The sequence below is a fragment of the Sediminispirochaeta bajacaliforniensis DSM 16054 genome, from assembly GCF_000378205.1.
Lineage (GTDB): Bacteria > Spirochaetota > Spirochaetia > DSM-16054 > Sediminispirochaetaceae > Sediminispirochaeta > Sediminispirochaeta bajacaliforniensis.
This window is the reverse complement of the sequence record NZ_KB899414.1, coordinates 129964-154644: the sequence shown is the minus strand read 5'-3', so window position 1 is coordinate 154644 and position 24681 is coordinate 129964. Positions and strand designations below refer to the sequence as shown.

At 51.5% G+C, this 24681-nt stretch carries 20 protein-coding genes; 5 read left to right on the top strand and 15 right to left on the bottom strand.

Annotated elements, in window-relative coordinates; translation table 11 throughout:
• The first annotated feature begins 115 nt into the window (after positions 1 to 115).
• Positions 116 to 1387 carry a response regulator gene (locus tag F459_RS0110300; RefSeq protein WP_020612647.1) on the top strand — a complete coding sequence of 424 codons (1272 nt, stop codon included), beginning with the start codon at positions 116 to 118 and terminating at the stop codon, positions 1385 to 1387.
• Positions 1388 to 1395: 8 nt separating this feature from the next.
• A complete protein-coding gene (locus tag F459_RS0110295; RefSeq protein ID WP_020612646.1) occupies positions 1396 to 3813 on the top strand; it encodes a response regulator in 2418 nt (805 codons plus the stop codon).
• On the opposite strand, the gene F459_RS0110290 is transcribed toward F459_RS0110295, so the two are convergent.
• The 5 genes from F459_RS0110290 to F459_RS0110270 form a co-directional block, all read right to left on the bottom strand.
• Positions 3780 to 4508, bottom strand: a complete 729-nt coding sequence (locus F459_RS0110290) for a DUF4230 domain-containing protein (protein WP_020612645.1) — start codon at positions 4506 to 4508, stop codon at positions 3780 to 3782. The genes F459_RS0110295 and F459_RS0110290 overlap by 34 nt on opposite strands.
• Positions 4505 to 5026: a DUF4230 domain-containing protein gene (locus tag F459_RS0110285; protein WP_245540140.1), complete on the bottom strand. Its 522-nt coding sequence runs from the start codon at positions 5024 to 5026 to the stop codon at positions 4505 to 4507. The genes F459_RS0110290 and F459_RS0110285 overlap by 4 nt, the downstream gene beginning before the upstream one ends.
• A 71-nt stretch (positions 5027 to 5097) precedes the next feature.
• Positions 5098 to 7701, bottom strand: coding sequence for a HEAT repeat domain-containing protein (locus F459_RS0110280; RefSeq protein WP_020612643.1), 2604 nt, complete (start codon positions 7699 to 7701; stop codon positions 5098 to 5100).
• Positions 7698 to 8132, bottom strand: a complete 435-nt coding sequence (locus tag F459_RS0110275; RefSeq protein ID WP_020612642.1) for a GAF domain-containing protein — start codon at positions 8130 to 8132, stop codon at positions 7698 to 7700. The genes F459_RS0110280 and F459_RS0110275 overlap by 4 nt, the downstream gene beginning before the upstream one ends.
• Positions 8092 to 8895, bottom strand: a complete 804-nt coding sequence (locus F459_RS0110270) for a DUF72 domain-containing protein (protein WP_020612641.1) — start codon at positions 8893 to 8895, stop codon at positions 8092 to 8094. Before F459_RS0110270 ends, F459_RS0110275 begins: the two co-directional genes overlap by 41 nt.
• A 207-nt stretch (positions 8896 to 9102) precedes the next feature.
• On the opposite strand from F459_RS0110270, the gene fusA reads away from it, so the two are divergent.
• Positions 9103 to 11193 (top strand): elongation factor G, encoded by a 2091-nt coding sequence (gene fusA, locus F459_RS0110265; RefSeq protein ID WP_020612640.1) that lies wholly within the window; start codon positions 9103 to 9105, stop codon positions 11191 to 11193.
• Between the two features lie 60 nt (positions 11194 to 11253).
• Entirely contained in the window at positions 11254 to 11955 is a 702-nt protein-coding gene (locus F459_RS0110260; protein WP_020612639.1) for a hypothetical protein, read from the top strand.
• Positions 11956 to 12086: 131 nt separating this feature from the next.
• On the opposite strand, the gene trpA is transcribed toward F459_RS0110260, so the two are convergent.
• The 9 genes from trpA to F459_RS0110215 form a co-directional block, all read right to left on the bottom strand.
• The gene (trpA, locus tag F459_RS0110255; protein ID WP_020612638.1) at positions 12087 to 12869 is read right to left on the bottom strand and encodes a tryptophan synthase subunit alpha; all 783 of its coding nucleotides are present in this window, start codon (positions 12867 to 12869) and stop codon (positions 12087 to 12089) included.
• Positions 12866 to 14119 carry a tryptophan synthase subunit beta gene (trpB, locus tag F459_RS0110250; protein WP_020612637.1) on the bottom strand — a complete coding sequence of 418 codons (1254 nt, stop codon included), beginning with the start codon at positions 14117 to 14119 and terminating at the stop codon, positions 12866 to 12868. The genes trpA and trpB overlap by 4 nt, the downstream gene beginning before the upstream one ends.
• Entirely contained in the window at positions 14116 to 15696 is a 1581-nt protein-coding gene (trpF, locus tag F459_RS0110245; RefSeq protein WP_020612636.1) for a phosphoribosylanthranilate isomerase, read from the bottom strand. Before trpF ends, trpB begins: the two co-directional genes overlap by 4 nt.
• Complete coding sequence (locus F459_RS0110240; protein WP_020612635.1) at positions 15686 to 17311, bottom strand: bifunctional anthranilate synthase component II/anthranilate phosphoribosyltransferase; 1626 nt, start codon at positions 17309 to 17311, stop codon at positions 15686 to 15688. The genes trpF and F459_RS0110240 overlap by 11 nt, the downstream gene beginning before the upstream one ends.
• Positions 17308 to 18750, bottom strand: a complete 1443-nt coding sequence (locus F459_RS0110235; protein WP_020612634.1) for an anthranilate synthase component I — start codon at positions 18748 to 18750, stop codon at positions 17308 to 17310. The genes F459_RS0110240 and F459_RS0110235 overlap by 4 nt, the downstream gene beginning before the upstream one ends.
• A 261-nt stretch (positions 18751 to 19011) precedes the next feature.
• On the bottom strand, positions 19012 to 19686 hold the full coding sequence (locus F459_RS0110230; protein WP_020612633.1) for an endonuclease III domain-containing protein: 675 nt from the start codon (positions 19684 to 19686) through the stop codon (positions 19012 to 19014).
• Positions 19683 to 20183 carry a 2-C-methyl-D-erythritol 2,4-cyclodiphosphate synthase gene (gene ispF / locus F459_RS0110225; RefSeq protein WP_020612632.1) on the bottom strand — a complete coding sequence of 167 codons (501 nt, stop codon included), beginning with the start codon at positions 20181 to 20183 and terminating at the stop codon, positions 19683 to 19685. The genes F459_RS0110230 and ispF overlap by 4 nt, the downstream gene beginning before the upstream one ends.
• Positions 20180 to 20881, bottom strand: a complete 702-nt coding sequence (locus tag F459_RS0110220) for an IspD/TarI family cytidylyltransferase (protein ID WP_020612631.1) — start codon at positions 20879 to 20881, stop codon at positions 20180 to 20182. The genes ispF and F459_RS0110220 overlap by 4 nt, the downstream gene beginning before the upstream one ends.
• Entirely contained in the window at positions 20878 to 21393 is a 516-nt protein-coding gene (locus tag F459_RS0110215; RefSeq protein WP_020612630.1) for a CarD family transcriptional regulator, read from the bottom strand. The genes F459_RS0110220 and F459_RS0110215 overlap by 4 nt, the downstream gene beginning before the upstream one ends.
• A gap of 77 nt (positions 21394 to 21470) precedes the next feature.
• On the opposite strand from F459_RS0110215, the gene malQ reads away from it, so the two are divergent.
• Positions 21471 to 23039 (top strand): 4-alpha-glucanotransferase, encoded by a 1569-nt coding sequence (gene malQ, locus F459_RS0110210; RefSeq protein WP_020612629.1) that lies wholly within the window; start codon positions 21471 to 21473, stop codon positions 23037 to 23039.
• Here malQ and F459_RS0110205 read toward each other — a convergent pair.
• Entirely contained in the window at positions 23014 to 24681 is a 1668-nt protein-coding gene (locus tag F459_RS0110205) for a peptide ABC transporter substrate-binding protein (protein WP_020612628.1), read from the bottom strand. The genes malQ and F459_RS0110205 overlap by 26 nt on opposite strands.

Here is a 24681-nt window from a genome sequence, read left to right as displayed (position 1 = left end):
TTTGATGTTTCATGGCAAAACGGACCGGGTCGGCTCTTGTCAGCCGTTCCGGTTTTTTTCTCTTCTTGATTTATGAGGGTTTCGATTTATAATCTATAAAAAGACGGGGGCAGCTATGGCAAAACGGGTACTTCTTATTGATGAATCGACACTTTTTCGAAACTATCTGAAAGAAAAATTAGAAAGCCACGGGGTAGAAGTTCTTGTCGGTGTCAATGGACTTGATGGTTGGGTCAAAATGCGAAACGAACTACCCGACCTTGTCGTCATGGATTACTATCTTTCTCGAAAAGGGTGCATTGAGATTCTAAAAGAGAAGAAAACAAACCGGAACATAGAGCATATTCCGGTTATCATGCTTGCTCCCAAAATCGACCGAGGGCACGTACTCGAGCTTGCCGGTATGAACGTAAAAAAGATTTTCTCAAAACCGGTCAAAATGGAAGGCTTACTGGAGACCATCAGTTTGCTTATCGGGCAGAGCATAGAGATGGACAAAAGCCCATGTGTGGTCGAGGCCCACTTCAACGAAGATATCCTATTCATTGAGATCGCCAGAGGTCTCAATGCGGAAAAGGTTGAATTGCTCGGATATAAAATTGTCGAGTTGCTTGAATTGTATGATGTCGTTGTTCCGAAGGTCCTGCTCATGATGTCGAGTGTGGAACTTCCCGAGGATCATATCTTTAAACTTAAACGGCTTCTCGATGTTATTTTTCAATATGCACAACCCAACCCCCGGCTTATAAAGATCCTGACGGCTAACGATCGGATAAAGAGCTATGTTCAAGGTTCTACCGATTATCAGGATATTTCGGTCTTTTCCAGTCTCGAAGATGCAATGGACGAACTGGTCGGCCTTAAGGCCGATTCCATTGCCCATGACGAGGTTGCCCAGAAAAAATTGCTTACCAGCAGTAAACCCAAAAAAGAGATGGATGAATCGATTCAGCTTCGCTACGACGCCGGAGAGCGTATAAAGGACGATGAAGAAAGGGAACCAAGGGGCGTTTTTGCGAGTGAAGCAACGGTCGCAATCGTTGATGATGATTTTATTATTCAGGAACTGGTAAAGACTGTTTTTTCCGAGACTAATTGGAACCTCAAGGTGTATGGAGACGGCAAAGACTTTTTGCTTGACGAACCGAATCAGAACTTCGATCTGGTCTTTCTTGATCTGATGATGCCGAAGGTGAATGGTTTTCAGGTATTGGAATATTTGAAAACAAAAAAGCTTGATGTACCGGTCATCGTCTTTTCGGCCCTCTCGAAAAAAGAGACTATTGTTAAGGCTGTCGGTTTTGGGATTAAGAGTTATTTGATTAAACCCATGAAGCCTGAACAGCTGTTGAAAAAAGCGACGGAAGTGCTGAGCACTTCATTTTAGCGAAGAATATGCCTGACCAGGAACGAATATTTAGTTCGATCTTCATGGATGCTCCGGTGGGAGTTGTCATACTTTCTTCCTCCGACGAGGTCCTTTTCTCCAACAAACTTTTTTGCGATATCATTGGAAAAACAGAGCTGCCACCTTCTACGAAATTTTCTTCTTTTCTTGAGGAGTGGACCGATGAGCGGTTCCTTGATTACCTCGATGAAATTGCTGCAAGCGTTAGCGGTTCGGGTGCAAAGGAGATGCGCTATCGTCGGAGCGACGGATCGGTTTCCTGGTGGCGTCTGAATATCTCAAATCTTCGTTCAAAAGATTCCGTTGGTTCCGATGCAAAGCGATATGTTGTGTTTGCCGAGGATATCAGCCTCCGCAAGCTCTATGAGCAGGAACTTAGGGAGGCAAAGGAGTCCTCTGAACGGGCACAGGAGGCGGCCGAACGGGCGACAAGAACGAAAAGCGAATTCCTGGCAAATATGAGCCATGAGATTAGAACGCCGATCCATACCATCATCGGCATGTCGGAACTTCTTTCTGAGACGGCCCTCGATCCTGAACAACAGGAGTATACCGAGCAGATTCAGTTCGGTGCCGATGTCCTTCTTAGCCTGATAAACGATATTCTTGATTTTTCCAAAATCGAGGCTGGAAAGCTTTCACTCGAGACCATCACCTTTGATCTTTACGATACTGCGGAAGATGCGGTGGATATGGTTTCTCTAGAGGCACATAAAAAGGGGCTGGAAACCATTGTCTATATCGAGAATGATGTACCGCATCTCCTTTTGGGTGATCCCGTCAGGCTGCGGCAGATTATTGTCAACCTTTTTAATAATGCAGTGAAATTTACCGAAAAAGGTGAGGTTGAGCTTCGGATTTCTCTTGATAATCGCTCTGACGGGAAGGTGACGCTTCGCTTTCAAGTTCGTGACACCGGGATCGGAATAGCCGAGGAAAAGGTTCAAAATCTTTTTCGGGTCTTTACCCAGGTGGATAGTTCAACCACAAGAAAATACGGAGGAACAGGACTTGGCCTTTCGATCAGCAAGAATCTCTCCGAGATGATGGGCGGCCGGATCGGTGTCGAAAGCAGGGAAGGTATCGGCTCCAATTTCTGGTTTACCGCTGTATTCGGCCTTCAGGAGGAGGAGAGCTTTTATCATACCCTGCCTCCCGGTTATTTTTCGGCCAAGGTACTGGTTGTTGACGACACGCCCTCGGTACGGGAGGCTGTTTGCGCCTATCTGTCCGAATGGGGATGTAGTATCGAATGCTCATCGAATGGTCCTGCGGCCCTCGATGTACTCCGTAGTCATGCCGCCGAAGGCAACGGCTTTACCCTTTGTATTGTCGACCAGATGATGCCGGGTATGGACGGCTGGCAATTTGCCAGCGAGGTGAATTCCGACGAGAGCCTGCGGGGAATTCGTCTCTTCCTGATGAGCCCTTCGGGCAAGAGCGGCGACGAAGCAAAAATGAAACTATTGCATTGGTATCATGGCTACCTTTCAAAACCTATTCGCAAGAGTCGTCTCTTCCGCGAGATGGTGAAATGCTTTCTCAGTGACGACGAGAAGGAGACTTCCGAGGAGGAGGTCGAGGAACTGGAGCCGTTGGAAGAGCTCGCGGATGGAGATGCCGTTGATCTCGTAGAAGAGCTGACTGGTAGTATCATCCTGGTTGCGGAGGATCATGAAGTCAATCAGCAGCTTTTTAAGACCATCCTTGAAAGCTTTGGGCACGAAGTTGATTTGGCTTCGAATGGAAAAGAGGCCGTGCAGGCAACCCACGGCCGTCGTTATGATTTGATCTTTATGGATGTCCAGATGCCGGAGATGAATGGCTATGAGGCTAGCAGTGCGATACGTTCTTCAGGAATCGATACCCCGATCGTTGCCGTCACGGCGAGCGCCCTGCGGGGAGAAGAAGAGCGATGCCGTAATGTCGGTATGAGCGGATTCCTTGTTAAGCCCTTTAAAAAACGTGATTTGATTCCCGTTCTCGATCGATGGCTGGGGGGCCGTGATGATCGTTTTAGCTCTGAGGAGGAGACAAATACTTCGGTTTCTTCGGCTTTGTCCGAAGAGATTGTGTTGGATTGGAACGACGCTCTCGACACCTTTATGGGTAAGGAAGAGGTCCTGCGCAAGGTGCTTGCCGCCTTTCTCGATAAGTTGGCAGAACAAATCCCACTGCTTCATGAAGTTGCTGCAGATGAAGATACCGAGGCCGTTCGAGGCTATGCACATGGTTTAAAGGGCGGATCGCTCAACCTTAGCGCAAAACCTCTGGGAAATGCCGCAGCCGCCCTTGAAGCTGCTGCGGCTGATGGAAAAGTCGAGCTTTTCCCTTCGTTGCTTGAAAAGCTTGACGATGCCTATGCCCGGTTTCAGTCGTACGTGCGAAAGGAAATCTTATCGTAACCTGCCTGGGAGAAAAGAAGCTCGAGATAGGCTTTCCCCCTCCGCTGTGCTTCTTCAAGGATTCCCTCTTCTATAACCCGCTTTCTGATTGCTCTTTGTGCTATTGAGGTGATTTCTTTCCAGGTCGCCGGGCCCGCCTGTATATCGGGGTAGGGATAGCGGTCGCTGGTTTCATCTTCCACCACGCATTCGGTTATGATCGGTTTGGGCAGAGTGATGGTGACATTGTGTTTCCCCGGCCTTTCTCCGTCCGTCTCTTCTATGCCGATACCCTTTTGGGAAAGGTCGAAGCCACCCTTTACCCTGGTGGTAATGACGGCAAAGGTGTACTGCTCCATGTTGAGATCGATGCCGATCTCCGCGCAGAGCCGGTAGAGGTCGATCAAAGCTTGTTCCTCGTCGGTCAGCTTTTCGTTGCGAAAGAGGGAGGAGAAGAGCTTTCGGAAATCGGTACCCTCGGGAATGAAATCATACGGAAAAACGGATTTATATAGATACTCCACTGTTGCGAGTCGGAGAATTTCCCTGCTTTCGGAGAGTACGACCTTGGAATCGGCTTCTCGCTGATGACTAATAAAAGGTAGTTGAAAGGTGATATCCAGACGAGCGGCAAGCAGATAGCCCCCGGCAATGAAGGCGAAAAGCAGAAAAAGAAGCGTGCTGGCTTTTAGGATGGTTTTTTTCAATTGCCTCACAGCTCTTCTCCTTTCCCGGCTTGAGATCGGAAACGGACGTTTATCTTTCGATCTGCATCGGATGCAAAGAGGCCGCCGACGGCATCGCGTGCCAGCTCTTTACTTTTTTCGATGATTCCCCGTTCGATTGCTTCTTGGCGGACTCGATCTTTACCTTTCTCAATTTCGTCATAATAGTCGAGGCGGCTTATCGCCTTACCGTGTTCTTTGAGGAAATATTCCCGAATAGTCGATTCGTCGGCATCCACCAAAAGGATTTCCGGTTCGGGCAGCAAAACTACGAGCGATCCATCCTGCGCAGGGAGAACCGATATCTCTTTTAGGAGATCGATGCCTGCCTGAATTCTGATATCGATACTAAATAAAAGTTTGGTGTCGATGTGTTTAATTCCGAAAAAACGAGCCTCTTCTCCGACATACACGATGTCGTGATAGCGTTGTTCATAGAGGGGAAGCTCGAAAACAGTGCGAATTCGGGATTCGACGATGTCGGGGGAGAGCTTTTGTGAAGGAGCCATGCGACACCCCGGAAGTAAAAACGGCAACAGGAACAGGATGCTGGTAAAGACACTTTTTTGCTTCATTGCGTCTAATTCAGAGCCTCCGCTTTGAGACGTTCTTTCGCCCACCTTGCATATCTGCGAACTCGTGGAACAGGATCACGGGTGAGATGTTCGAGGATGGTTAGACCTCGTTGATCTTTCAATGCCTGGAGCGCCTTCGTCGCTTCGACCCTGACCTTTTCGGATGGATCCTTGACCGCGAGAACGATGCCTCGGTATGCCCCGTTTGTTCCTATTCTGGAAAGCAACTGTGCCGCTTCGAGCCGGATATCCGGGTTTCGTGCGGAGAGTCGGCGCATGGTTCGTTCCACGGTTCCTGCCGCCTCGAGGGCTGCCGCCGCACTGTCACGGAGGGGAACCGGTTCTTCAAGAAGGGAAAGTAAAGCGGCTTCTCCCCGTTCACCGGAAGCGATTAGCATCTTCAGAATCTTTTCTCGTAGGTCATCGGGAGCTGTTTCCAAACGTCGTACAAAGGGTTCGAATTCGCTCCCTTTGTCGAATCCTGCGGCCGCATCGATGATTTCTTCCTCAATCTCAAGCTCTTTTTCCAAAACAGCAAGTAAAAAGTCGGCAGCCTCTTTACCCCCCGCCGATGCAATCCCCTTGAGGGCAGCCTGTTTGACCGATGACACTTCGTTGGGATCCATAACAAGCTCTTTCAGCTCTTCAAGGCTTGTGATTGTCCTCCCTGCCAGGGCCGCAACCGTTTCCCTGACCTGGGGGACGGGGTCGTGTAAAAGGGCCATCACCTTTTTCTTTTTCTGATCGAAAAGAGCGATGGCAGCGGCTTTCCGTACCTCCGGATCGGGGTCGTCCAAAGCCTCTGTGATTGCCTCGTTAAAGCGCTTGATAAGCGAGCTTGGAATCGCCGAGATCATCCTCGCCCGCAAGGGGCCGTCATTGCCCGCAAAAATAGCGGCCAGTCGTTCTTCGAGACCGGTGGGTATAAACTGTTCAAGCCACCCGGCGCACTCTGCCGCTTCATCAAGTTCCATAAGCGACATTTCTTCGAGAATCCCTTGTATTCCCGCCCTTTCTCCCTTCCTAAGAAGGACCCTTATCGCCCGTTTTCGACCGATAAGTGGGGCCTTTCCCGGCGACCGTACCAGATCGAGAAGGGCGTGAACCGAAATATCGGCAGGGAGTTCGGCAATCTTCGAGATTAACAACTCTTCTTCGTGATAATCCGGATTTTTCAAAAGTTCCAACAGCGCTTCAATAAAAAGATCCGCATAGGAGCGGGATATATTTTCGATAATTGTTCGCTGCAGCGCTTCATCGTAGGGATGAGTGAGGAGCATGTGTGCCGCCATCTTCATTGCTTCCTCATCCCCCCGCTTTGTTGCCGCTTCCAGGGTGTTCAGCAGTATTTCCCGTCCCTCAGAGCTTTGCTGTTTTTCTTTTGGAAGGGCGGAAAACCGTTTGAGGAGGGCACCTATAAGAGGCCGTGCTCCCTCCCGTAAAAGCAGCCTTGAAGCGAGCAAAAGCGAAGCGGGAGATATTGGGGTTTGCTGGAACAGCACATTGAGATACCCGAAGCAGTGGGATATGGCCCCTTTTCGAAGCAGCTTTTCGATACGTCGCATCCCGTCCTCATCTCCTGAATCAACGGCCATAAAGAGTCGGGAAAATGCACCGCAAGCATCGAGAAATCGTGCCGCGATCAGGGAAAGCTCCGGGTCATCCGAGAGAAGAAATTTGAAAGCGAGATTTTGATCTTCGCTTCTGCCGGGATTGAGCAGTTCGGCAATCCTGATCGCTTCTATGGTGTTCAGTGTCTCTGCTTCCGGAAGCTTTGCATCGGGAAACTCTTTGTAGAGACGTCCTGCCGCCGTGATTCTTACCTGGTGGTTGGGGTCTTCTTTCATTACCTCTATGAGATGTTTGTAGAAAGCGTCCCGTTTTTCCTCCTCCGGACTGTAGAGCCTAATTGCCGCAATACGTATCTCCGGATGCTCATCGGAGAAGGCCTTGTGAACGACCGATCGATCCTGTTCCTGGTCACCGGCGGCTGCTATTCGCAGTGCAAATAAGCGAGCCCGATAATCAGGGTCCTCGGCAAGGGCCCATATCTCCTCCGTATGTGATTCCAATAGCCGTAAGGCTTGCTTTCCGTCAAAGTCGGTGCCGCCTGAGCTAATGGCAAGCCTTCTCAGGACAAAAAGTTCTCCGGCGCCTTCCAGCCAACTTTCCAGCTCAAGGGCAACCTTCCGTCTCTTCTGAGCCAAAAGAAATATGGGAAAAAGCGCCTGGTCCGGAAGAAAGGCGAGCGTTCGTCGAATATCAGTACGGGAAATCCGTTTGCGGAGGCCTTTTCGTTTTCTTTCTGCGGAAATACGTCCGATCATTCGGTCCTCCAAACCGAATATCAGAAAAAGGTTGACACCGCTTTCCATGCTTCGTTTTTCCAATGTTCTGCCGAAAAGTTCCAACACGGCCGCAGGGAGTCTGCAGGGGCGCTTCTCGCGATAACGATGCCAACTTTCGACAGCCTGCCGGATCGCCTTCCTCAACCGAAGGAACGTGATCAAGGTAACAATAATCATCAATAGGAGTATGGCGGCGACACTTGCATCTATAACAAGCAGCCACATAGGGATCTCCTGCAAAAATGAGAACAGGGTGTTCATGGTTCTTCCTCCAACGGCAGCATACGGGATATCAGCTTCTCAACAGTTTGGATCATAGCACCGGAAAAGGCGTACGGTGCCGGCGAAAACAGGAAAAATATCCCCTTCGGCCCCTCTTTCCCAGCCTCCGGAACGGGTACGGCCAGGACACTTTCGGCTGTTTCGTCAAGGAAAAGTCCGGGCAGCGGCGTTTCTTCTCTGCTGTTTGCAACCACCGACCGTCCGCTTTCCTTCAGAAAATCGTACAGCTCTGGATCGACTCGGATTGCCTCGGGAAATGCACTGCTTCCTCTCCAGCATTCACGGTAAAGGATTTCTTTCTCTTTTCCCGAGAACGTGTAATAGACAAGCCGATCGTAACCGGAGCAGCTGGAAATATGTTCGATAAGCTTACGGGACCGGTTCGCTCTTTTTTCCCTGGGATGTTCCATGTAGTATCTCCTGAAACTTTTCGGCATTGTCAGGTGCCTGCCCATCTTTATGGTTGTTGAAGGCGGTAAAAACGTTTCGAGCCTTTTTTTCTGCCGCCAATACCCCCTCCGCAAGCAGGAAAAGTTCTTTTTCCGAATAGCGATAATCATACCGGGTGGCGTTGTCTCCTGTCCACCATGTTACACTATTTCGTCCATGAAAGCGAAAATAAGCATCTTGGTTAGTGATTTCCGGGCAATATCGGGGAGTCCCACGTAACTGTGGGGCGTCGGTAACGACCAGCCCGCAGTTGCGCCGTTTGAGCCCCTCAAAGACCCTTTCGATCTGCCAGTCGGTATTGCGAAACTCGACAAAACAGGGAGTGGTGTATAGTTCTCCCAGGAGAGCATCGAGATAAATACGATTTTCAGGAGTGTAGTGGAAGCTAAAAGGGAACTGGAGCAATACTCCGGCAAGGGCATCGGCTTGTACCAGGGGGGCGAGGGCCGTTTGAAATTGTTTGCAATGATCTTTCCACTCTTTCGTCCTTTGATGAGTCAGCGATGCATGGGCCTTTACACTAAAGAGAAAGCCTTTCGGGACCGAAGCAAGCATCGAGGCAAAGATGTTTTCCTCCGGCATTCGATAGTAGGTGAAGTTGATCTCGGTAAAGGAAAAGAATCGGGCATACCAGGAAAGAAAGTCGCCGGATTTTATCCCTTTGGGATAGAAGGGTCCGATCCAGTCTGAGTATGAATAACCGCTTGTTCCAATGTAATGCATCTCTATATTGTAAGAAATCTATGAGAACCCTTCACGTTAAGTGCCCGGCGGGATTGAACATAATGGATATTTCAGCTACACTACCGTCCCTGAGCGGACTGAGAAAAACCGCAGAGACCACTGACAGTAATTGTATCATGTGAAATGACAGTCTTCAACCAAAAGGTTGGGGCTAACTCGATATTATAGGGAGAGGGTTGAAGAACTATGAGCTATGACATCACCAAGATGAGGAATATCGGTATCAGTGCGCATATCGATTCCGGAAAGACCACCCTGACCGAACGTATCCTCTACTACTGCAAGCGAATACACGCAATCCACGAGGTACGCGGAAAGGATGGTGTCGGAGCGACCATGGACTCCATGGAGCTCGAACGAGAACGGGGAATTACCATTGCGTCTGCGGCTACGCATGTTGAATGGAAAGGCCATCCGATCAACATTATCGATACTCCGGGACACGTAGACTTCACTATTGAGGTAGAACGGGCCCTGCGGGTGCTTGACGGGGCTATTTTGGTACTCTGCTCCGTCGGAGGTGTCCAGTCTCAGTCCATCACCGTTGACCGCCAGATGAAGCGTTACAATGTTCCTCGGATCGCCTTTATCAATAAGTGCGACCGTACCGGTGCAAATCCCTACAAGGTAAAAAAACAGCTTGTTGAAAAGCTTGGCCACAACGCCGTTTTGATGCAGATTCCCATCGGACTGGAAGACAAGCTCGAGGGAGTTGTGGACCTTGTGACCATGAAGGCTCTCTACTTCGAAGGCCCTTCCGGGGATGATATGGTCGAACGGGATATTCCCGACGAACTGAAGGCCGAGGCCGAGGAGAAGCGGGAAGAGATGCTCGATGCGGTTTCCATGTTCAGCGATGATCTGATGGAAGCGATCATGGAAGAGAAGGTAACCGAAGAGCTGATTCGGGATGCAATCAGAAGGGGAACCCTTAGCCTCGAGCTCACTCCCGTGTTTATGGGATCGGCCTATAAGAACAAGGGTGTACAGCCCCTGCTCAATGCGGTACTTGCCTACCTGCCGAATCCCACCGAGGTAAACAACATCGCTCTTGATCTTGACCATGATGAGGCTGAAATCCTTTTGAAAGCGGGGGATGATCTGCCTACCGTTGCTCTTGCATTCAAGCTTGAGGACGGTCAGTACGGTCAGCTTACCTATATCCGTATCTACCAGGGAAGCATCAAGAAGGGTGACGAGCTTTACAATATCCGAAGCCGAAAGAAGTTCAAGGTTGGTCGTCTGATTAAGATGCATGCCGATCATATGGAAGATATTAACGATGCTCATTCCGGTGAGATTGCCGCTCTTTTCGGTATCGATTGTGCCAGCGGTGATACCTTTACCGGGGACGGCAATAACTGGTCTATGACCAGTATGTTCGTTCCTGAGCCTGTTATCAGCCTCGCCATTACGCCAAAAGATAAAAAAGCCGCCGACAACATGGCAAAGGCCCTCAACCGATTTACCAAGGAAGATCCTACCTTCCAAACCTATGTTGATCCCGAATCCAATCAGACCATCATCAAGGGAATGGGAGAGCTTCACCTCGATGTCTATATCGAACGAATGAAGCGTGAGTATGGTGCCGAAGTTGAGACTGGTATGCCCCAGGTCGCTTATCGTGAGACAATCAGCCAGCGGGCCGATTTCAACTATACGCACAAAAAGCAGACCGGTGGTTCCGGTCAGTACGGTCGTGTTGCAGGTTTTGTCGAACCCTTGGCAGAGGGTAACTACGAGTTTGTCAACGAAATCAAGGGTGGATCCATTCCGACCGAGTACATTCCTGCCGTTGATAAGGGATTCAAGTCCGCATTGACCAAAGGAAGCCTCATCGGTTTCCCTGTCGTAGGAGTTCGGGTAACGATAAACGATGGTCAGAGCCATTCCGTCGACTCTTCCGATATGGCCTTCCAGGCTGCGGCCATCGGTGCTTTCCGTGAGGTATACCACAAGGCAAAGCCGGTTATCATGGAGCCGATCATGAAGGTCAGTGTGGAGGGACCCACCGAATTTCAGGGGAATATCTTCGCCAGTATCAACCAGCGTCGCGGTATGATTGTTGCTTCTGTAGAGGAGGGCCTTTTCTGTCAGGTTGAAGCCGAAGTCCCCTTAAGTGAGATGTTCGGGTATTCGACGACCCTTCGTTCTTTGACCCAGGGTAAGGCCGAGTTTACCATGGAATTCCTCAAATACGGAAAGGTTCCTCAGAGTATCTCCGACGAACTGATTAAGGCGTACGAGGAAAAGCGGAAAAAAGAGGCCGGAAAATAGTCCGGCCTCGCGATCTGCCGGTTGTCGTAGTATAATCAGGAATAAGGAGAAGTTATTCATATGGTGAAGAAAGAACTTATCGACCGTAGTCCCCTCCGAGTGTTCGAGAAATCGATTCAAGGCGGAGTGGGCAAGGGCAACATTGGTGTTGTCGCCAGCAAGAAGGGTGTGGGCAAGACTGCGTGTCTGACCCATATTGCCGTGGATAAACTGCTTCGAGACCGACGCGTCCTACATGTTTCTTTTGCGGGAAACGTAGATCACATCATTAATTGGTACGAAGACATTTTTCGCGAAATTGCAAAGAAGCGTGACCTGGAAGAGGTTCAGCGCATACATGACGAGATCATCAAAAATCGTGTCATCATGAATTTCAGTTTTGCGGGAACAACGACCGAACAGATCCTTGGAAGCATTAAGGCAATGATCACCGAAGGTCATTTCCCTGCCGACTCCATCATTGTTGACGGCTATGATTTTGAACATGGTTCCTTGGAACGGTTTCAGAAGGTTTCTGCTTTTGCAAAAGAGATGCAGATTGAGGTATGGTACTCCGCAAGTCTTAAAGGTGAACAGCCGAAATTCAATGCACAGGGTATTCCTGTCGAGGTGGAACCATATCTTAATGCCATCGATGTTCTGATAAATCTCCGCTATGAGGGTGAGTATGTGCACCTGGAAGTGGTGAAAAATCATGACGAGATTGGTGTTAAGGATCTTCAACTTAGTCTTGATCCAAAGACGCTTCTCATTGCAGAGTAAGTATAAATCTTCTCTAAAAATGCAATAAAAGCCCGCTTTTCCAGTCGGAAGAGCGGGCTTTTTCTATCTCTATCAGTCAGGTGTCGGTGTGCGGTTGTGCAAAAAGGAACCGGGACCTGCCCTGGATTATGTCAGCTCAAAAGCCTCTCCGCAGCTTTTCGAACTGCGGCTGCCGGGGCCTCTCCCGTCGATTGAGCCCCTGCAACGGCTTGAACGAAGAAGGTTCCTGCTACCACCGCATCGCTGTGGCCTGCAAGGAGCTCTATCTGGCCGCTACTTGAGATACCAAAGCCTGCAATGGTCTTGGTTCCCCGTTGCCGAATATCTTCGAGTAGTGCCATTGCCTTTGTGGTAAGTTCCGTTTGCGAACCGGTGATTCCCGCTCTGAGAGCCGTATAGGCCCAGCGGGCTGGTCCGGCGGTGGCCATAATCTCCTCTACCCGCTTTTGAGGTGTGGTGATCGGGATGACCGGTACACAATCCAAACCGCTTTGCGCACAGGCCGCGTAAAGTCCTTCATCTTCTCCCACTGGAAGGTCCGGAGCGATGATTCCGGCTGCTCCTGCTTTACCGCTATCATCGACAAAGCGCTTGATGCCTCGGGCGTATATCTGACAGGCGTATGCCATGATGTAAAGAGGCACCTTGGTTGCCTCGACAATACGTTTGGCAAGCTCAAACCCCTGATCAAGGCGAAGCCCTCGGTCGAGGGCCTGGGAGCAGGCTGCCTGGATGGCAGGCCCGTCGGCAGCAGGATCGGAGGAGGGCATCTGCAGCTCGAGCATTTGGGCACCCCCTTCGACAAGGGCTTTCGCTATCTCGAGGCTTGTAGCGAGGTCGGGGTAGCCGGCGATAAGATGCGCCATCAAGAGAGGACGGCTATGGCTGCTGTTCCTGCTATTCGTTTTCTTCATGATAAGGCCTCCGCTTCACGGCGGAGGAACTCCGCCCATTCTTTCGGTTTTTCGTTTGCCGCGGTGATGAAAAGGTCTTTATCACCTCGTCCCGACATATTGATAACGATGACCTTTCCCGGGCCGAGGCGTTTTGCCTCTTGCATGGCCGCGTACCCGGCATGGGCGGATTCCAGAGCAAAGAGGGTGCCCTCGGTCTTTGCAAAGAAACGCAGGGCCTTTAGGGCTTGTTCGTCGCTTACCCTCGTAAACTCGATCCTGCCCTGTTCATGCTCCCAGGCAAGGCGTGGGCCGATGCCCGGATAATCGAGACCGGCGCTGATGGAGTGAGTACCGTAGACCTGGCCGTCTTCGTCTAGGAGAAAGAGGCTCTTGTAGCCTTGAAAGATTCCTTCCTTTCCTGAGCCGTCCATACGCGCCGCGTGCTCCCCTGGGGCCCTGCCCTTTCCTCCTGCTTCTGCTCCCAATAGCCTGGTTTTTAGGTGCTCATTCGAAGTCGGCTCATCTATCCAGGGAGAGAAGAAGCCGACGGAATTGCTTCCGCCCCCGACACACGCAACCAGAAGGTCTGCTTTTACCCCGGCCTCCGAGAGTTGCTGTTCGGTTTCCCTTCCAATGACGGACTGAAATTCTTTCACAATTGCCGGAAACGGGGCAGGACCCAGCGCCGACCCGATAAGGTAGTGGGTGTTTGAAAAACTTCCGGCCCAATCCCGAAGGGCCTCGTTTACCGCATCTTTGAGGGTTCCGGAACCGCCCTTTACGGGGATAACCATGGCGCCGAAAAACTCCATGTACATGACATTGGGATGCTGGCGCCTATGGTCTTTCTCCCCCATATAAATGACACATTCCAGACCGAGGCGTGCACAGGCAGCCGCAGTGGCAAGACCATGTTGGCCCGCCCCTGTTTCGGCGATGATACGTGTCTTGCCCATTCTCTTTGCAAGCATGGCCTGTCCCATGGCGTTGTTGATCTTATGGGCTCCGGTGTTGGCTAAACCCTCAAGTTTGATGTACATTTCGGCCCCGCCGATGGCCCGACTGGCGTTTCGGGCATGGAGCAGGGGGGTCGGACGGCCGATATACTCTTTCCCAATCCTATCAAGTTCTGCGAGGAAACTCTGATCCTTCATAGCCTTGTCAAAGGCTACCTCAAGCTCCAGGAGGGCCGGTCTCAATACTTCGGCAACATATGCCCCTCCAAAGCGGCCGAAGTATCCTGACTTCTTCGAATCCTCTCTATTCATGATATGCAGCTCCTTTGTATTGCTTCGAAAAGCTGTTCGATACGATGGTGGTCCTTGATTCCTGGTCTCTCTTCCACGCCCGAAGCTATGTCGATAAGCTCCGGCTTATAGCGTGTCACAATGGCTTCCACATTTTCCGGAGTGATACCCCCGGCAAGCCAGAGAGGCCTGCCCGAGTGCTCGATGACGGCCCGCACGATATCAGGGTCCACCGTTTTTCCCGTTCCCCCATAGGCCTCTAGTGAAAAGGCATCGACAAGTATCCTTGGGCAGCGATACCCTCCCTCTTTCGGCGTTGCAGCCAGCTGTTTTGCCCCGGCAACCGAGGAGGGGCGCAGCGCCTTGAAATAGGGGAATGCAGTGGCGACGCAACGCTCGGGGGAACTATCACCGTGAAGCTGAACTCCGTGGACAGCTCCCTCTGCCAGCAGCTTTCTGGCTTGAGCAATCTGCTCTTGAGCCTCTATCCCCTCTTTCTTTTCTACAATGACCGCCACCCGTAGTGCTCTGCCAAGGGGGGATTCCGGTCTATCCTGTGCCGCAGAAGCTACCGATCGAATGAAATCGGCCTCTGCTTTGCGTTTGGATGGAGCGAGAATGAATCCGAGAATGTCTGCTCCGGCCTCGGCCGCCTTTTGCGCATCTTCCATACGGGTAATGCCGCAGAGCTTCACCAAAGGGCGAGCTCTCTCCGGCCTCTTTCCATTTTGGGCTGCATCTTGCAGGGCCGCTTGCTTAACGGCCAGGGCTTTCCAAAAAAAGGGAGTGCCGTTTTTCTGGTCCGCTGCAGAGAGTGCTGTAATGATGTCGGGAATTCTTTCCGGGGCGGTGACCGCCCCCTCTCCGACAAGGGCCGCGGCAAAGCCGCATCCTGCTGCGATCTTCGCCTCTTCGGTGCCGAGAATCCCGGATTCCCATACAAGAACGGTGGGCCACTGGATGGCATCGGCAAGGGCGGCGGGGCCGAAGGGGTCGATCCGAAAACTTGCCAGGTCCCTGCTGTTGATGCCGATGAGCCTTGGTGCGAAGCATCTGAGCCTCTCGATATCTTTCCTGCTGTGGGCCTCGGCAAGTACCGCCATTCCCAGTTCTTGGGCGGCGGAGACTATTTCTTGGGCGGCGCTTTGTTCGAGAATCCGAGTGATGAGAAGCACTGCATCCGCCCCAAAACGCCTGCTTACCACTACATCTTCACCATCGAAGAGAAAATCTTTGCGCAAAAGCGGCAGAGCGGGAAGCTTGTCTTTAATCCTTGCCAGATCGTTGAGAGAGCCTCCAAAGTGGTCTTCCTCGGTGAGTACGGATATTGCCGAGGCTCCCAGTTGCCGGTATCGCTTTGCCAGAGCGACCGGATCCGTGATCTCGGCTATGTGGCCCCTGCTCGGGCTTTTCCGCTTTACTTCACAGATGAGTCCCCCCTGGGGAAGAAAAGGCAAAGGGGCAGGGGCCTTGTCGTTTCCCCATGGAGGCGCCTGGGCCGAGAGAAGTCTTCCTTCTGCTGTAAGACGCTCCCTGCGCCTTGCAACGATCCGCTCGAGAATATCGGGAAGCTTTGTACCGACTGTCTCAGGCGACATCGCCCCGCTCCTCTTTCATTGCGATCCTGGCGCTGCTTGCAATAACCGCCTCCAGCTGTCGCTTTACAGAGCCGTCGCTGAGGGCTTTCATAACCATCTCGGTCCCTTCCCTGATCGATTTACTTATACCGTAGACCGTCAGGGCTGCGCCACCGTTTACTGCAACCGCATCCCGTATGGCTGTCCGCCCTTTTCCTTCGAGGATCTCTCTGGCAAGTTTGCCGTTTTCCTGCCCATCTCCTCCGATAAGCTCCTTCAATGGATGGGGACCGATTCCAAGCTCTTTGGGATCGAAGGTGCTTGTAGCCATGGTGCCGTCTTCCTCCATCATAACGATTCTGGATGGGGAACATACGGAAATTTCATCCTGCCCGTCGGTTCCGTACACTACCATTACTCGTTTGATCCCGAGCATATGCGCCGCCTGTGCCATGGGCTCGCAATAGGCCTCATCGAAGACCCCGATGATCTGATACTGAGCCGCCGCGGGGTTTACCAGGGGACCTAAGAGATTCATGATGGTTTTTATACCGAGTTCCCGTCTCGGTGTTGCTGCAAAACGCATGGCGCTGTGGTAGGTCGGGGCGAAAAGAAAGGAGAAGCCGGTCTCTTCCAGTACTTTTGCCGCTCCTGCAGGTTTCAAACCCGTTCGTATGCCGAGAGCCTGATAAAAGTCGGCGCTTCCGCTGCGGCTTGAAACCGCTCTGTTCCCGTGCTTTGCCACCTTTGCCCCGCATGCGGCCGCGGCCAGGGCCGCGAAACTGCTGATGTTGAAGGTGCCGATTTCGTCCCCGCCGGTTCCGCAGGTGTCCAGGAGATTGCCCTCCGCTACAAGGGGCGTACGTTTGCGCTGGAGTACGGCAGCGCATCCCGCTATCTCTTCCGGCGTAATCCCCTTGGCGTTCATGGCCACCAAAAAACCTGCAATCTGACTTGGCGTCATGTTTCCGTTGGTCAGGTCTTCCATGATATTTTCGGCTTCACTTCTGCTTAGGTCTTCGCCAATGAGCATCCTGGATATGTAGGCCTTGGGTGAGAATGATTCACGGTGATAGTGGAGAAAATTTCCAAGAATCCTTCTGCCTTCTGCCGATCCTACCGATTCTGGATGGAATTGTACCCCTTCGATCATATGTTCCTTGTGGCGTATTCCCATGATCTCTCCGTCGCTGCTGCGTGCCGAGACCTCGAAACAATTGGGAAGGGTCGCCTCATCTACGGCAAGAGAATGATATCTGGTAAAGGTAGAAGGTGACGGGACGGAGCGAAAGAGCCCCCGGCCGTCGAGATCCATGTATTCTGCCTTACCGTGGCAGATATGCTTTGCTCCGACGATTTTGGCACCAAAGGCGGCCGCAATTGCCTGGTGACCGAGACAGATTCCGAGAAAGGGAAGTCTTCCTGCAAAATGACGGATTACTTCCAGGGTAATTCCAGCCTCTTCCGGACGGCCTGGCCCGGGGCTGATGACGATTTTTGAAGGAGCCAACGCTTCGATACTTTTGATGTCTGTTTCGTCGTTACGCAGCACCGTTACCTCTTCGCTGCTCAATTCGCTGATCATCTGGAAAAGGTTGTAGGTAAAGGAATCGTAGTTATCGATCAATACAATCATGCTTCTGCCTCCAGACCGACGGCCTGTGCAAGGGCCGAAAGTTTTGCTTCGGTTTCATCGTATTCGTTTTCAGGTATGGAGTCGTACACAAGTCCGGCTCCGGCCTGTAGGATGAATCTCCCCTCTTTCTTCAGGGCAGATCTGATGGTGATGCAGGTATCGAGGTTCCCACCGGGTTCCAGGTAGCCGACAACGCCTGAATAGAAGCCCCTCCTGTGAGATTCGATGGCATCGATGATCTCGATGGCCTTGATTTTAGGTGCCCCGCTAACGGTACCTGCAGGAAAGGTCGCTCTCAGTGCATCTATTCCCTCTTTGCCGGAGGCAAGTTTTCCCGATACCCTGGAGACGATGTGCATCACCTGGGAAAAGCGTTCTATGCTCATAAAGTCGTCCACCTTCACTGTCCCCGGTTTGCACACCCTTCCGAGATCGTTTCGGGCAAGATCGACCAGCATAAGGTGTTCGGCTTTCTCCTTCGGATCTTCCCGAAGCGCAATCTCCGCCTCAATATCCTTCTCCCGGCTTTCCCCCCGCCGTTTTGTCCCTGCAATAGGTTTCATGGATGCCGTTCCTTCCTTGACCGAAACGTGCACCTCCGGGGATGCTCCGAAAAGCTCGCAGTCGCCGAAATCGAAGTAAAAATGATAAGGGGATGGGTCACCTGCCCGCAACCGAGCATAGGCATCGATGGCCGCCATGTCGCTTTCGAAAACAATCCTTCTCGATAAGACTCCCTGGAGCAGGTTCCCTGCAATAATCTCTTCCCTCACCTTTTGAACACCCTTGAGATACCATTCCCGCTCTTCTTTCGAACGCCCGGAGACCACTGTGCCATGTTTTACCGACATTGTTTCCCCAGGCGTTTCCTGCAGGCCTGTCTGTTCAGCAAGGATCTGCTCAAGTTCGGCCATTGAAGGTTCCAGGTCGATGCGATGTTCCCGGTAGTTAATTCCGATCAGGTAGAGCAAACTTGTGCGGTGGTCGACGATGACAAAACGGTGACCAAAAAGGAAGAGGGCTTCCGGCATATCGAGAGGGTCTTCCCTATCGATAAAGTGTATGGTGTCGCACTTGGCCGAGAACTCATAACTTACATACCCGATTCCGCCGGCGGGAAAGGGAAAGTCCTGATGGGGCGGGGCGTATCGGTTGGCAATCTCGTTTAGCGCATCGAGAATATCTCCCTGTACATCGTAACGAAGCTCTCTTCGGTCCTCCGGGCATTTGAAATAGATTTGATCTTTACGCTGAACGAGGCGGAAGGCTTCGTCCACCATGATCATGGAATAGCGAGCCTTTCCATCTTCGAAGGAGGCTGATTCAAGTAGAACCTTGGCGTTGAGCAGACGCGCCAGCTGATGGGGCGCTCTGCCGGCGCCTGGGATCATCTTAATCAAATGCTTTTCCTTGTCCTGTTCTTTCTGTTTTCTTTTCATGCTTTCTCCTGTTGAAGACCATAAAAAAAGACCGCCTCTTGGCGGTCTTTTACAAAAAAACCGCGAACCCATAAGAAGGGTCCGCGAATATCTCGTCTCGGGACCCGGCTACAGCTGCCAGGCCCACCAATTGTTCTGTATCGATACTGTTATAAGGCTTTTCTTTTCCATAGTCACATCTTAAAAGAGCCTTCTTTTTCTGTCAAGTTACTATAAATAGAAACGTGTAAAAAAAGAATGTTATTTTAGCGTGATTTCCCGTTATCTACTGCGTTCAACTCCATTTTTTGGGCAGGCGTCCGCAAGAGGGCAACGCGAGCAAAGCGGACTGACCGGTTTACAAAGTGTTTGGCCGAAGGCCACAAATAGGGTATTGATCTCAATCCAGTACCGGCGGGGCAAGATAGCCTCGAGGGCCAGTTCACTTTTTTCAGGAGTTGTGGTGGTAACCAATCCCAACCTGTTGGAAATGCGGTGAACATGGACATCCACACATATTGCAGGAATACCGAAGGCAAGGCCGAGGACAAGGTTGGCCGTTTTTCTGCCGACCCCGGGAAGTGCAAGTAAGCGGTCGCGTTCTGCCGGAACCCCAGTCTCTTTCAGTTTCGTCGCAATGGTCTTCAACTGTGCGGCCTTTACCCGGTAAAAACCAGCGGGATAAATCAGCTTTGCTATCTGTTCCGTTTCCATGGCTGCCAGGGCTCCGAGGTCCGGTGCTTCCTGGAAAAGCCGTCTGGAAGACTCAAGGGTTACCGCATCCTTTGTACGCAGGCTGATAATGGTACTAACAAGAACACGGTAGGGATCCCTTACCTCGTCGGCAACCGCCGTAACCGAGGGGACCGGTGCACGTCCCGTGGCCTTGCGAAGGTTCTCAATGAGGAGGTTCCATCCTCCGTAACGCTCGATGGAAAGATGTTCAGCCGAGTTCATAACCAGACAGAGGGATCGTCTTCACCAAGGAGTACCACCACCATTGCCTCGATGGCTTCGCCATGGCCGGTTGCATCAACCCCCTCCTTTGTTTTTGCTTTTACCGACACCTGTTCGGCGGAAAGCTCGAGCAATTGTGCCAGCTTATTCCGTATTGCCTCCCGATAGCCGGAAAGCCTGATTTCCTGAAGAACCACGGTGGAGTCGACATTTACCGGACGAAAGCCAGCTTCCCTGACCAGCTTAAGGCTCCTCAGAAGAAGATCGCCACTGTCGGCATCTTTCCAGCGATCGTCGGAAGGAGGAAAGTGGGTGCCGATGTCTCCGAGGGCGGCGGCTCCGAGCAGGGCATCGATAAGGGCGTGAATGAGGACGTCGCCATCGCTATGCCCGACTTCTCCCTTGGGTGAGGGAATCTCCACACCTCCGATGATAAGGCGTCGGCCGGATGCAAGGCGATGAAGATCCCAGCCTTGACCAATTCGCACGTTGCTCATGATAGGTCGCTCCTGTAGGTTATTTTTCGGTTATTTGGGTCCCCGTCGACGGTAAAAACCGGCCCGATGACCTTGTCATAGACCTCGGCATCGTCGATATAGAGTTTTCCGTCGCCGAAGACCTTTCGATGGGCGGTGAGAATTTCCGGAAAGCGGAAGCCTTGGGGAGTCTGAGCCTCTACCGTTTGGCTGCGGGGCAGGTGGCAAAGGATGTTTCCTGTCCCATCTACCATTTTCATGGCGCTGGTGGAAGGAGATACTGGAATTGCTGCGCCATGTCCTTCGACTCCGTGCATCACTCGTTCAATGACTTCTTTCGTTATCCAGGGTCTTGCACCGTCGTGGATCAAGACGATAGCGGCACCGCTTCCTTCGAGGGCCTCTAATCCTGCAAGTACCGAGGCTTGTCTGCTGGAACCTCCGGAAACCAAGAACGGAAAGCGGTTTTCAAGAAGCGGGGCAAGGGCCCAATCCTTCAATAGGTGGGTAACTACTTCTTCATCTCCCGGAGGACAGGTAATGACGATGTTTCTGACTGTTGAAATTCGAAGAAAGGGTTCAAGAGCATGCAGAAGGACTGGAACTCCGGCAATATCCGCATACTCTTTTTTTTGTTTTTGAGCGCTCGAGGCAAGAAATCGGGAACTGCTTCCCGCGGCGGTAAGCAAAAGTGCCGCGGGAAGGACCTCCGATTTCACTCACTCTCCAACCGTTCGAAGATGAGCTCCTCTACATCGCTTTTTTTCTTGCCGAGAGAGCAGGTTACCTCATCAATAAGGATCTTCATCGCATCGTCGTAGAGCTTTCGTTCCTGTATCGGAAGTTCTTTTACCTTACTTCGATGATAGAGTGCGCGAACCACAGTGGCAATGTCGTTGATGCTTCCGCTTCGCAAAAGATCAAGATTCATCTGATATCGCATTTTCCAATCTGCGGTAACGGGTTCATACTCTTCACTTATGAGTTGAAGTGCCTTTTCTGCCTCTTCCTTCGGTACAATTGCACGAATGCCCCGCTCTTCGGTCTTATCGGTCGGGATCATCACGGTCATGTCCGAAAGTTCCAGGTAGATGACATAATAAAGGGTCTTTTTCCCTTTCAGTACCCGTTCTTGAATATCGGTTATGATGCCCACTCCTTGAAGTGGGTATACCACGTGCTGGTTAACCTTGAATGCAGGGGTATCCAGGATAGAATTATCAGCTTCCATATATAGCATACTATCGAAAAGTACCCATTTCGTCAAAGGGGCCGATTGATTATACTGCCTTCTATGGAGGGTGTTTTATGGTTGGGGAACGAAGAGCGGGAGTTCTTTTTCACCCGGTTTCTTTACCGGGCTCTTATGGAATCGGAGATTTGGGCGGTGAAGCATATCGTTTTATCGATTTTCTGGAACGGGCTGGTATCACTCTTTGGCAGGTTCTTCCCCTGGGGCCTACCGGTTATGGGGAGTCGCCGTACCAGTGCCTTTCGACATTTGCCGGCAACCCTTTGCTGATCAGCATCGATCGCCTTCTTGAGCAGGGTGATCTTCCGGCTCGGATGGTGGAGCATATTCCCGATTTTCCCATATGCACCGTGGATTATGCACGGGTACGTTCCTGGAAGGAGCCCCTGCTCCGTCATGCGGCTGGCCGTTTTCTCGACAGCGGCAATGCAAGTCGTTTGGAAGCATTCGGCAAATTTTGCGAAGAGAAGGTCTCATGGCTCAATGATTTTGCCCTTTTTACAACCATCAAGGAATTCTACGATGCAAAAGCCGAGGAAGAGGGAGCAGAGGATGCAAGCTGGAATGTCTACTGGGATAAGGCCCTTGCTCTCAGGGATAGTGAGGCATTGGAGGCCTTTTCTGCCGAACATCAGCGAGAGATCGAAGAACACATGGTTCTTCAGTTTTTCTTCTATGAACAGTGGCAGGAGCTCAAGGCTTATGCCAACGAGCGGGAAATTTCCATTATCGGGGATATTCCCATCTTTGTAAGCCCCGACAGTTCGGATATCTGGGCCGAACGTCACCTTTTCTTAACCGATGAAAAAGCTATGCCTACTCATGTTGCAGGAGTCCCGCCGGACTATTTCTCTCCTACGGGACAGCGATGGGGAAATCCCCTCTATGATTGGGATGCCATGAGAAAAGAGGGCTTCTCCTGGTGGATTCACCGTATTAAGGCGATGCTCGATGTGGTCGACATCATTCGCATCGACCATTTCCGGGGCTTTGAAGCCTACTGGAAGATCCCTGTCAAGGAGAAGACCGCTGTCAAAGGCAAATGGGTCAAGGCTCCGGGGAAAGAGCTCTTCGATGCGGTAATAAAGCGTCTCGGCCCCATCCCCATCCTTGCGGAGGACCTTGGCGTCATTACTCCGGAGGTGGTCAGGCTTCGGGATCGTTACGCATTTCCCGGCATGAAGGTTCTGCAGTTTGCCTTTGAGCACGACCGCGACGGAAATCTTACCGCGACAAACGGATTTCTGCCTCATACCTATGATAAAAACTGCGTAGTGTATACCGGTACCCACGACAACGATACAACCCTCGGCTGGTATCGTTCCATCAGCGATACGGAACGGGATTTAGTCCGGCGTTATTTGGCCCGTCCGGACGACGATGTTGTCTGGGACCTGATCAGGACCGCCTATGCTTCGGTGGCGAAGTATGCAATCATTCCCATGCAGGATTTCCTGGTTTTGAATACCGATGCCAGAATGAATCTTCCGTCGACGATCGGAGGAAACTGGAGTTGGCGCATGACCCCCGGAGTGGCCAACGACTGGGTCGCCGGCCGGGCCCGGGAGCTTGCATGGCTGTACGGACGGCTCACTCGGCCTAAACAGCCCCGTCCGGAAGAATGAACTGTTCGAATTCAAGATACTTGAACGGATGGATATCAAGGGGATTGGGGAACCATCCCCTTACGCGATCAAGATCGATAATATTAAACGCGGGGGCATGTTTGATAGGCAATACCGTAGCATCATCAAGCAGTAGCTGTTCCGCCGTTGCCATCTCTTTATAGCGTTCGATTTCGTTTTCTTCCGTAGCGGCTTCTGATACCATTGCATCGTATCGGTCGTTATGGTATTTCCCGACATTCAGGGCGGCGTCGCTGGTCCACATCTGAAGAAAAGAGAGGGGATCTGCGAAATCTCCCACCCATGTCAGGACACCGAGGGTAAAATCTTCATTCTTGATCCTCTCATAATAGTCACCAAAACCGGCGCTCTCAATCGTCACCTTCACGCCGAGGGCCTTCCTCCAGGCTTCGGCCATCAAGTCGGCGATGCGCTGCGCTTCCGTTCCTTCAGGAATTAAGAATTTGATTTCCGGAAGCCCTTTACCGTCGGAAAATCCCGCCTCGTCGAGAAGCTTCATCGCTGTTTCGGAATCCGTGGCGGTTATACCGTGAACGGTGGGGTAGCTTGATATCTGAGGTACCAGGGTGTCGGTGGGAAGATACATATATTGAGTATTCCTTACTTCATCCCAGGGAACCAGAAGGCCTAGGGCCCTACGCAGCTGAGGATTGTTATAGCTTTCGCTTTGACTGGGAGATGAAGAAAAGAAAAAGTAGGTTGTCGAGAAGACCGGATTGAGGATCATGGCCTCTTTATTTTCAAGCACGTCGAAATCGACATTACCTTCTGCCCAGTGTAGTGTCCCGTTGTCGATTGATCTCGCCGCCCATTTCCCGTCGTCGCTATAGACGATTTTTATTCCATCGAGGTGAACGGCGTTACTATCCCAGTAGAGCTGGTTCTTTTTTAGCACCATTTCCGTATCGTTCGACTCCACAATGGTAAAGGGGCCGTTACCCAGAACCGTTGTCATGTTGCTCCAGTCTTTAACCTCAAGCATCTTCGGGTGCAGGGGGGAAAAACTGTGGTGGCAGAGAATCTTGAGGAAATGAGGTGCCGGTTTTTCCAATTCGACTTGGAGGATCCCTGGCTCGGGAACGGTAATACCTACCGAAGTTGGATCATCGTTTAGGCCGAGACGATAATCTCTTGCGCCCTTTATGATATCGAGCAGGGAACCATATTCGCCGGGATTTGCAGGATTAATCAGGACCAGCCAGGTGTCCCTAAAATGTTCGGGCTCCACCTGGTCGCCGTTCCAATATCGGGCGCTTTCCCGTATGTGAAAACGATAGGTTTTTCTGTCGGAAGAGATCTCCCAGTATTCGGCAACCGCCGGCATCGGCTCGAGGGTAAAGGGGTGATAGGTAACCAGCCCCTCGTAGATGGCCGTATAAATTTGTGCCTCGGTACTGGTAAAGGTATGGAGCGGGTCAAGGTTGATCTTCGGCGGAGAGAGTGAGACGACCAGCATGTTTTCGTCGTTTGCCTGCGGCTCTTGTGCCTGATTTTCGCTTTGTGGTTGAGACCGATCTTCGGGCTCTTTGGTATCCGCCTGGGATTTTGCCGTGCTCTGGCAGGATGCAAGGAGCACACAAAAGAGCAGGCTGATCGTCACGATTTTTGTCGTTGTTTTCAT

Coding starts and splice junctions, on each gene's coding strand:
- F459_RS0110300 (WP_020612647.1), top strand. CDS start 116: ATGGCAAAACGGGTACTTCTTATTGATGAATCGACACTTTTTCGAAAC.
- F459_RS0110295 (WP_020612646.1), top strand. CDS start 1,396: ATGCCTGACCAGGAACGAATATTTAGTTCGATCTTCATGGATGCTCCG.
- F459_RS0110285 (WP_245540140.1), bottom strand. CDS start 5,026: ATGGCTCCTTCACAAAAGCTCTCCCCCGACATCGTCGAATCCCGAATT.
- F459_RS0110280 (WP_020612643.1), bottom strand. CDS start 7,701: ATGAACACCCTGTTCTCATTTTTGCAGGAGATCCCTATGTGGCTGCTT.
- F459_RS0110275 (WP_020612642.1), bottom strand. CDS start 8,132: ATGGAACATCCCAGGGAAAAAAGAGCGAACCGGTCCCGTAAGCTTATC.
- F459_RS0110270 (WP_020612641.1), bottom strand. CDS start 8,895: ATGCATTACATTGGAACAAGCGGTTATTCATACTCAGACTGGATCGGA.
- fusA (WP_020612640.1), top strand. CDS start 9,103: ATGAGCTATGACATCACCAAGATGAGGAATATCGGTATCAGTGCGCAT.
- F459_RS0110260 (WP_020612639.1), top strand. CDS start 11,254: ATGGTGAAGAAAGAACTTATCGACCGTAGTCCCCTCCGAGTGTTCGAG.
- trpA (WP_020612638.1), bottom strand. CDS start 12,869: ATGAAGAAAACGAATAGCAGGAACAGCAGCCATAGCCGTCCTCTCTTG.
- trpB (WP_020612637.1), bottom strand. CDS start 14,119: ATGAATAGAGAGGATTCGAAGAAGTCAGGATACTTCGGCCGCTTTGGA.
- trpF (WP_020612636.1), bottom strand. CDS start 15,696: ATGTCGCCTGAGACAGTCGGTACAAAGCTTCCCGATATTCTCGAGCGG.
- F459_RS0110240 (WP_020612635.1), bottom strand. CDS start 17,311: ATGATTGTATTGATCGATAACTACGATTCCTTTACCTACAACCTTTTC.
- F459_RS0110235 (WP_020612634.1), bottom strand. CDS start 18,750: ATGAAAAGAAAACAGAAAGAACAGGACAAGGAAAAGCATTTGATTAAG.
- F459_RS0110230 (WP_020612633.1), bottom strand. CDS start 19,686: ATGAACTCGGCTGAACATCTTTCCATCGAGCGTTACGGAGGATGGAAC.
- ispF (WP_020612632.1), bottom strand. CDS start 20,183: ATGAGCAACGTGCGAATTGGTCAAGGCTGGGATCTTCATCGCCTTGCA.
- F459_RS0110215 (WP_020612630.1), bottom strand. CDS start 21,393: ATGGAAGCTGATAATTCTATCCTGGATACCCCTGCATTCAAGGTTAAC.
- malQ (WP_020612629.1), top strand. CDS start 21,471: ATGGTTGGGGAACGAAGAGCGGGAGTTCTTTTTCACCCGGTTTCTTTA.
- F459_RS0110205 (WP_020612628.1), bottom strand. CDS start 24,681: ATGAAAACAACGACAAAAATCGTGACGATCAGCCTGCTCTTTTGTGTG.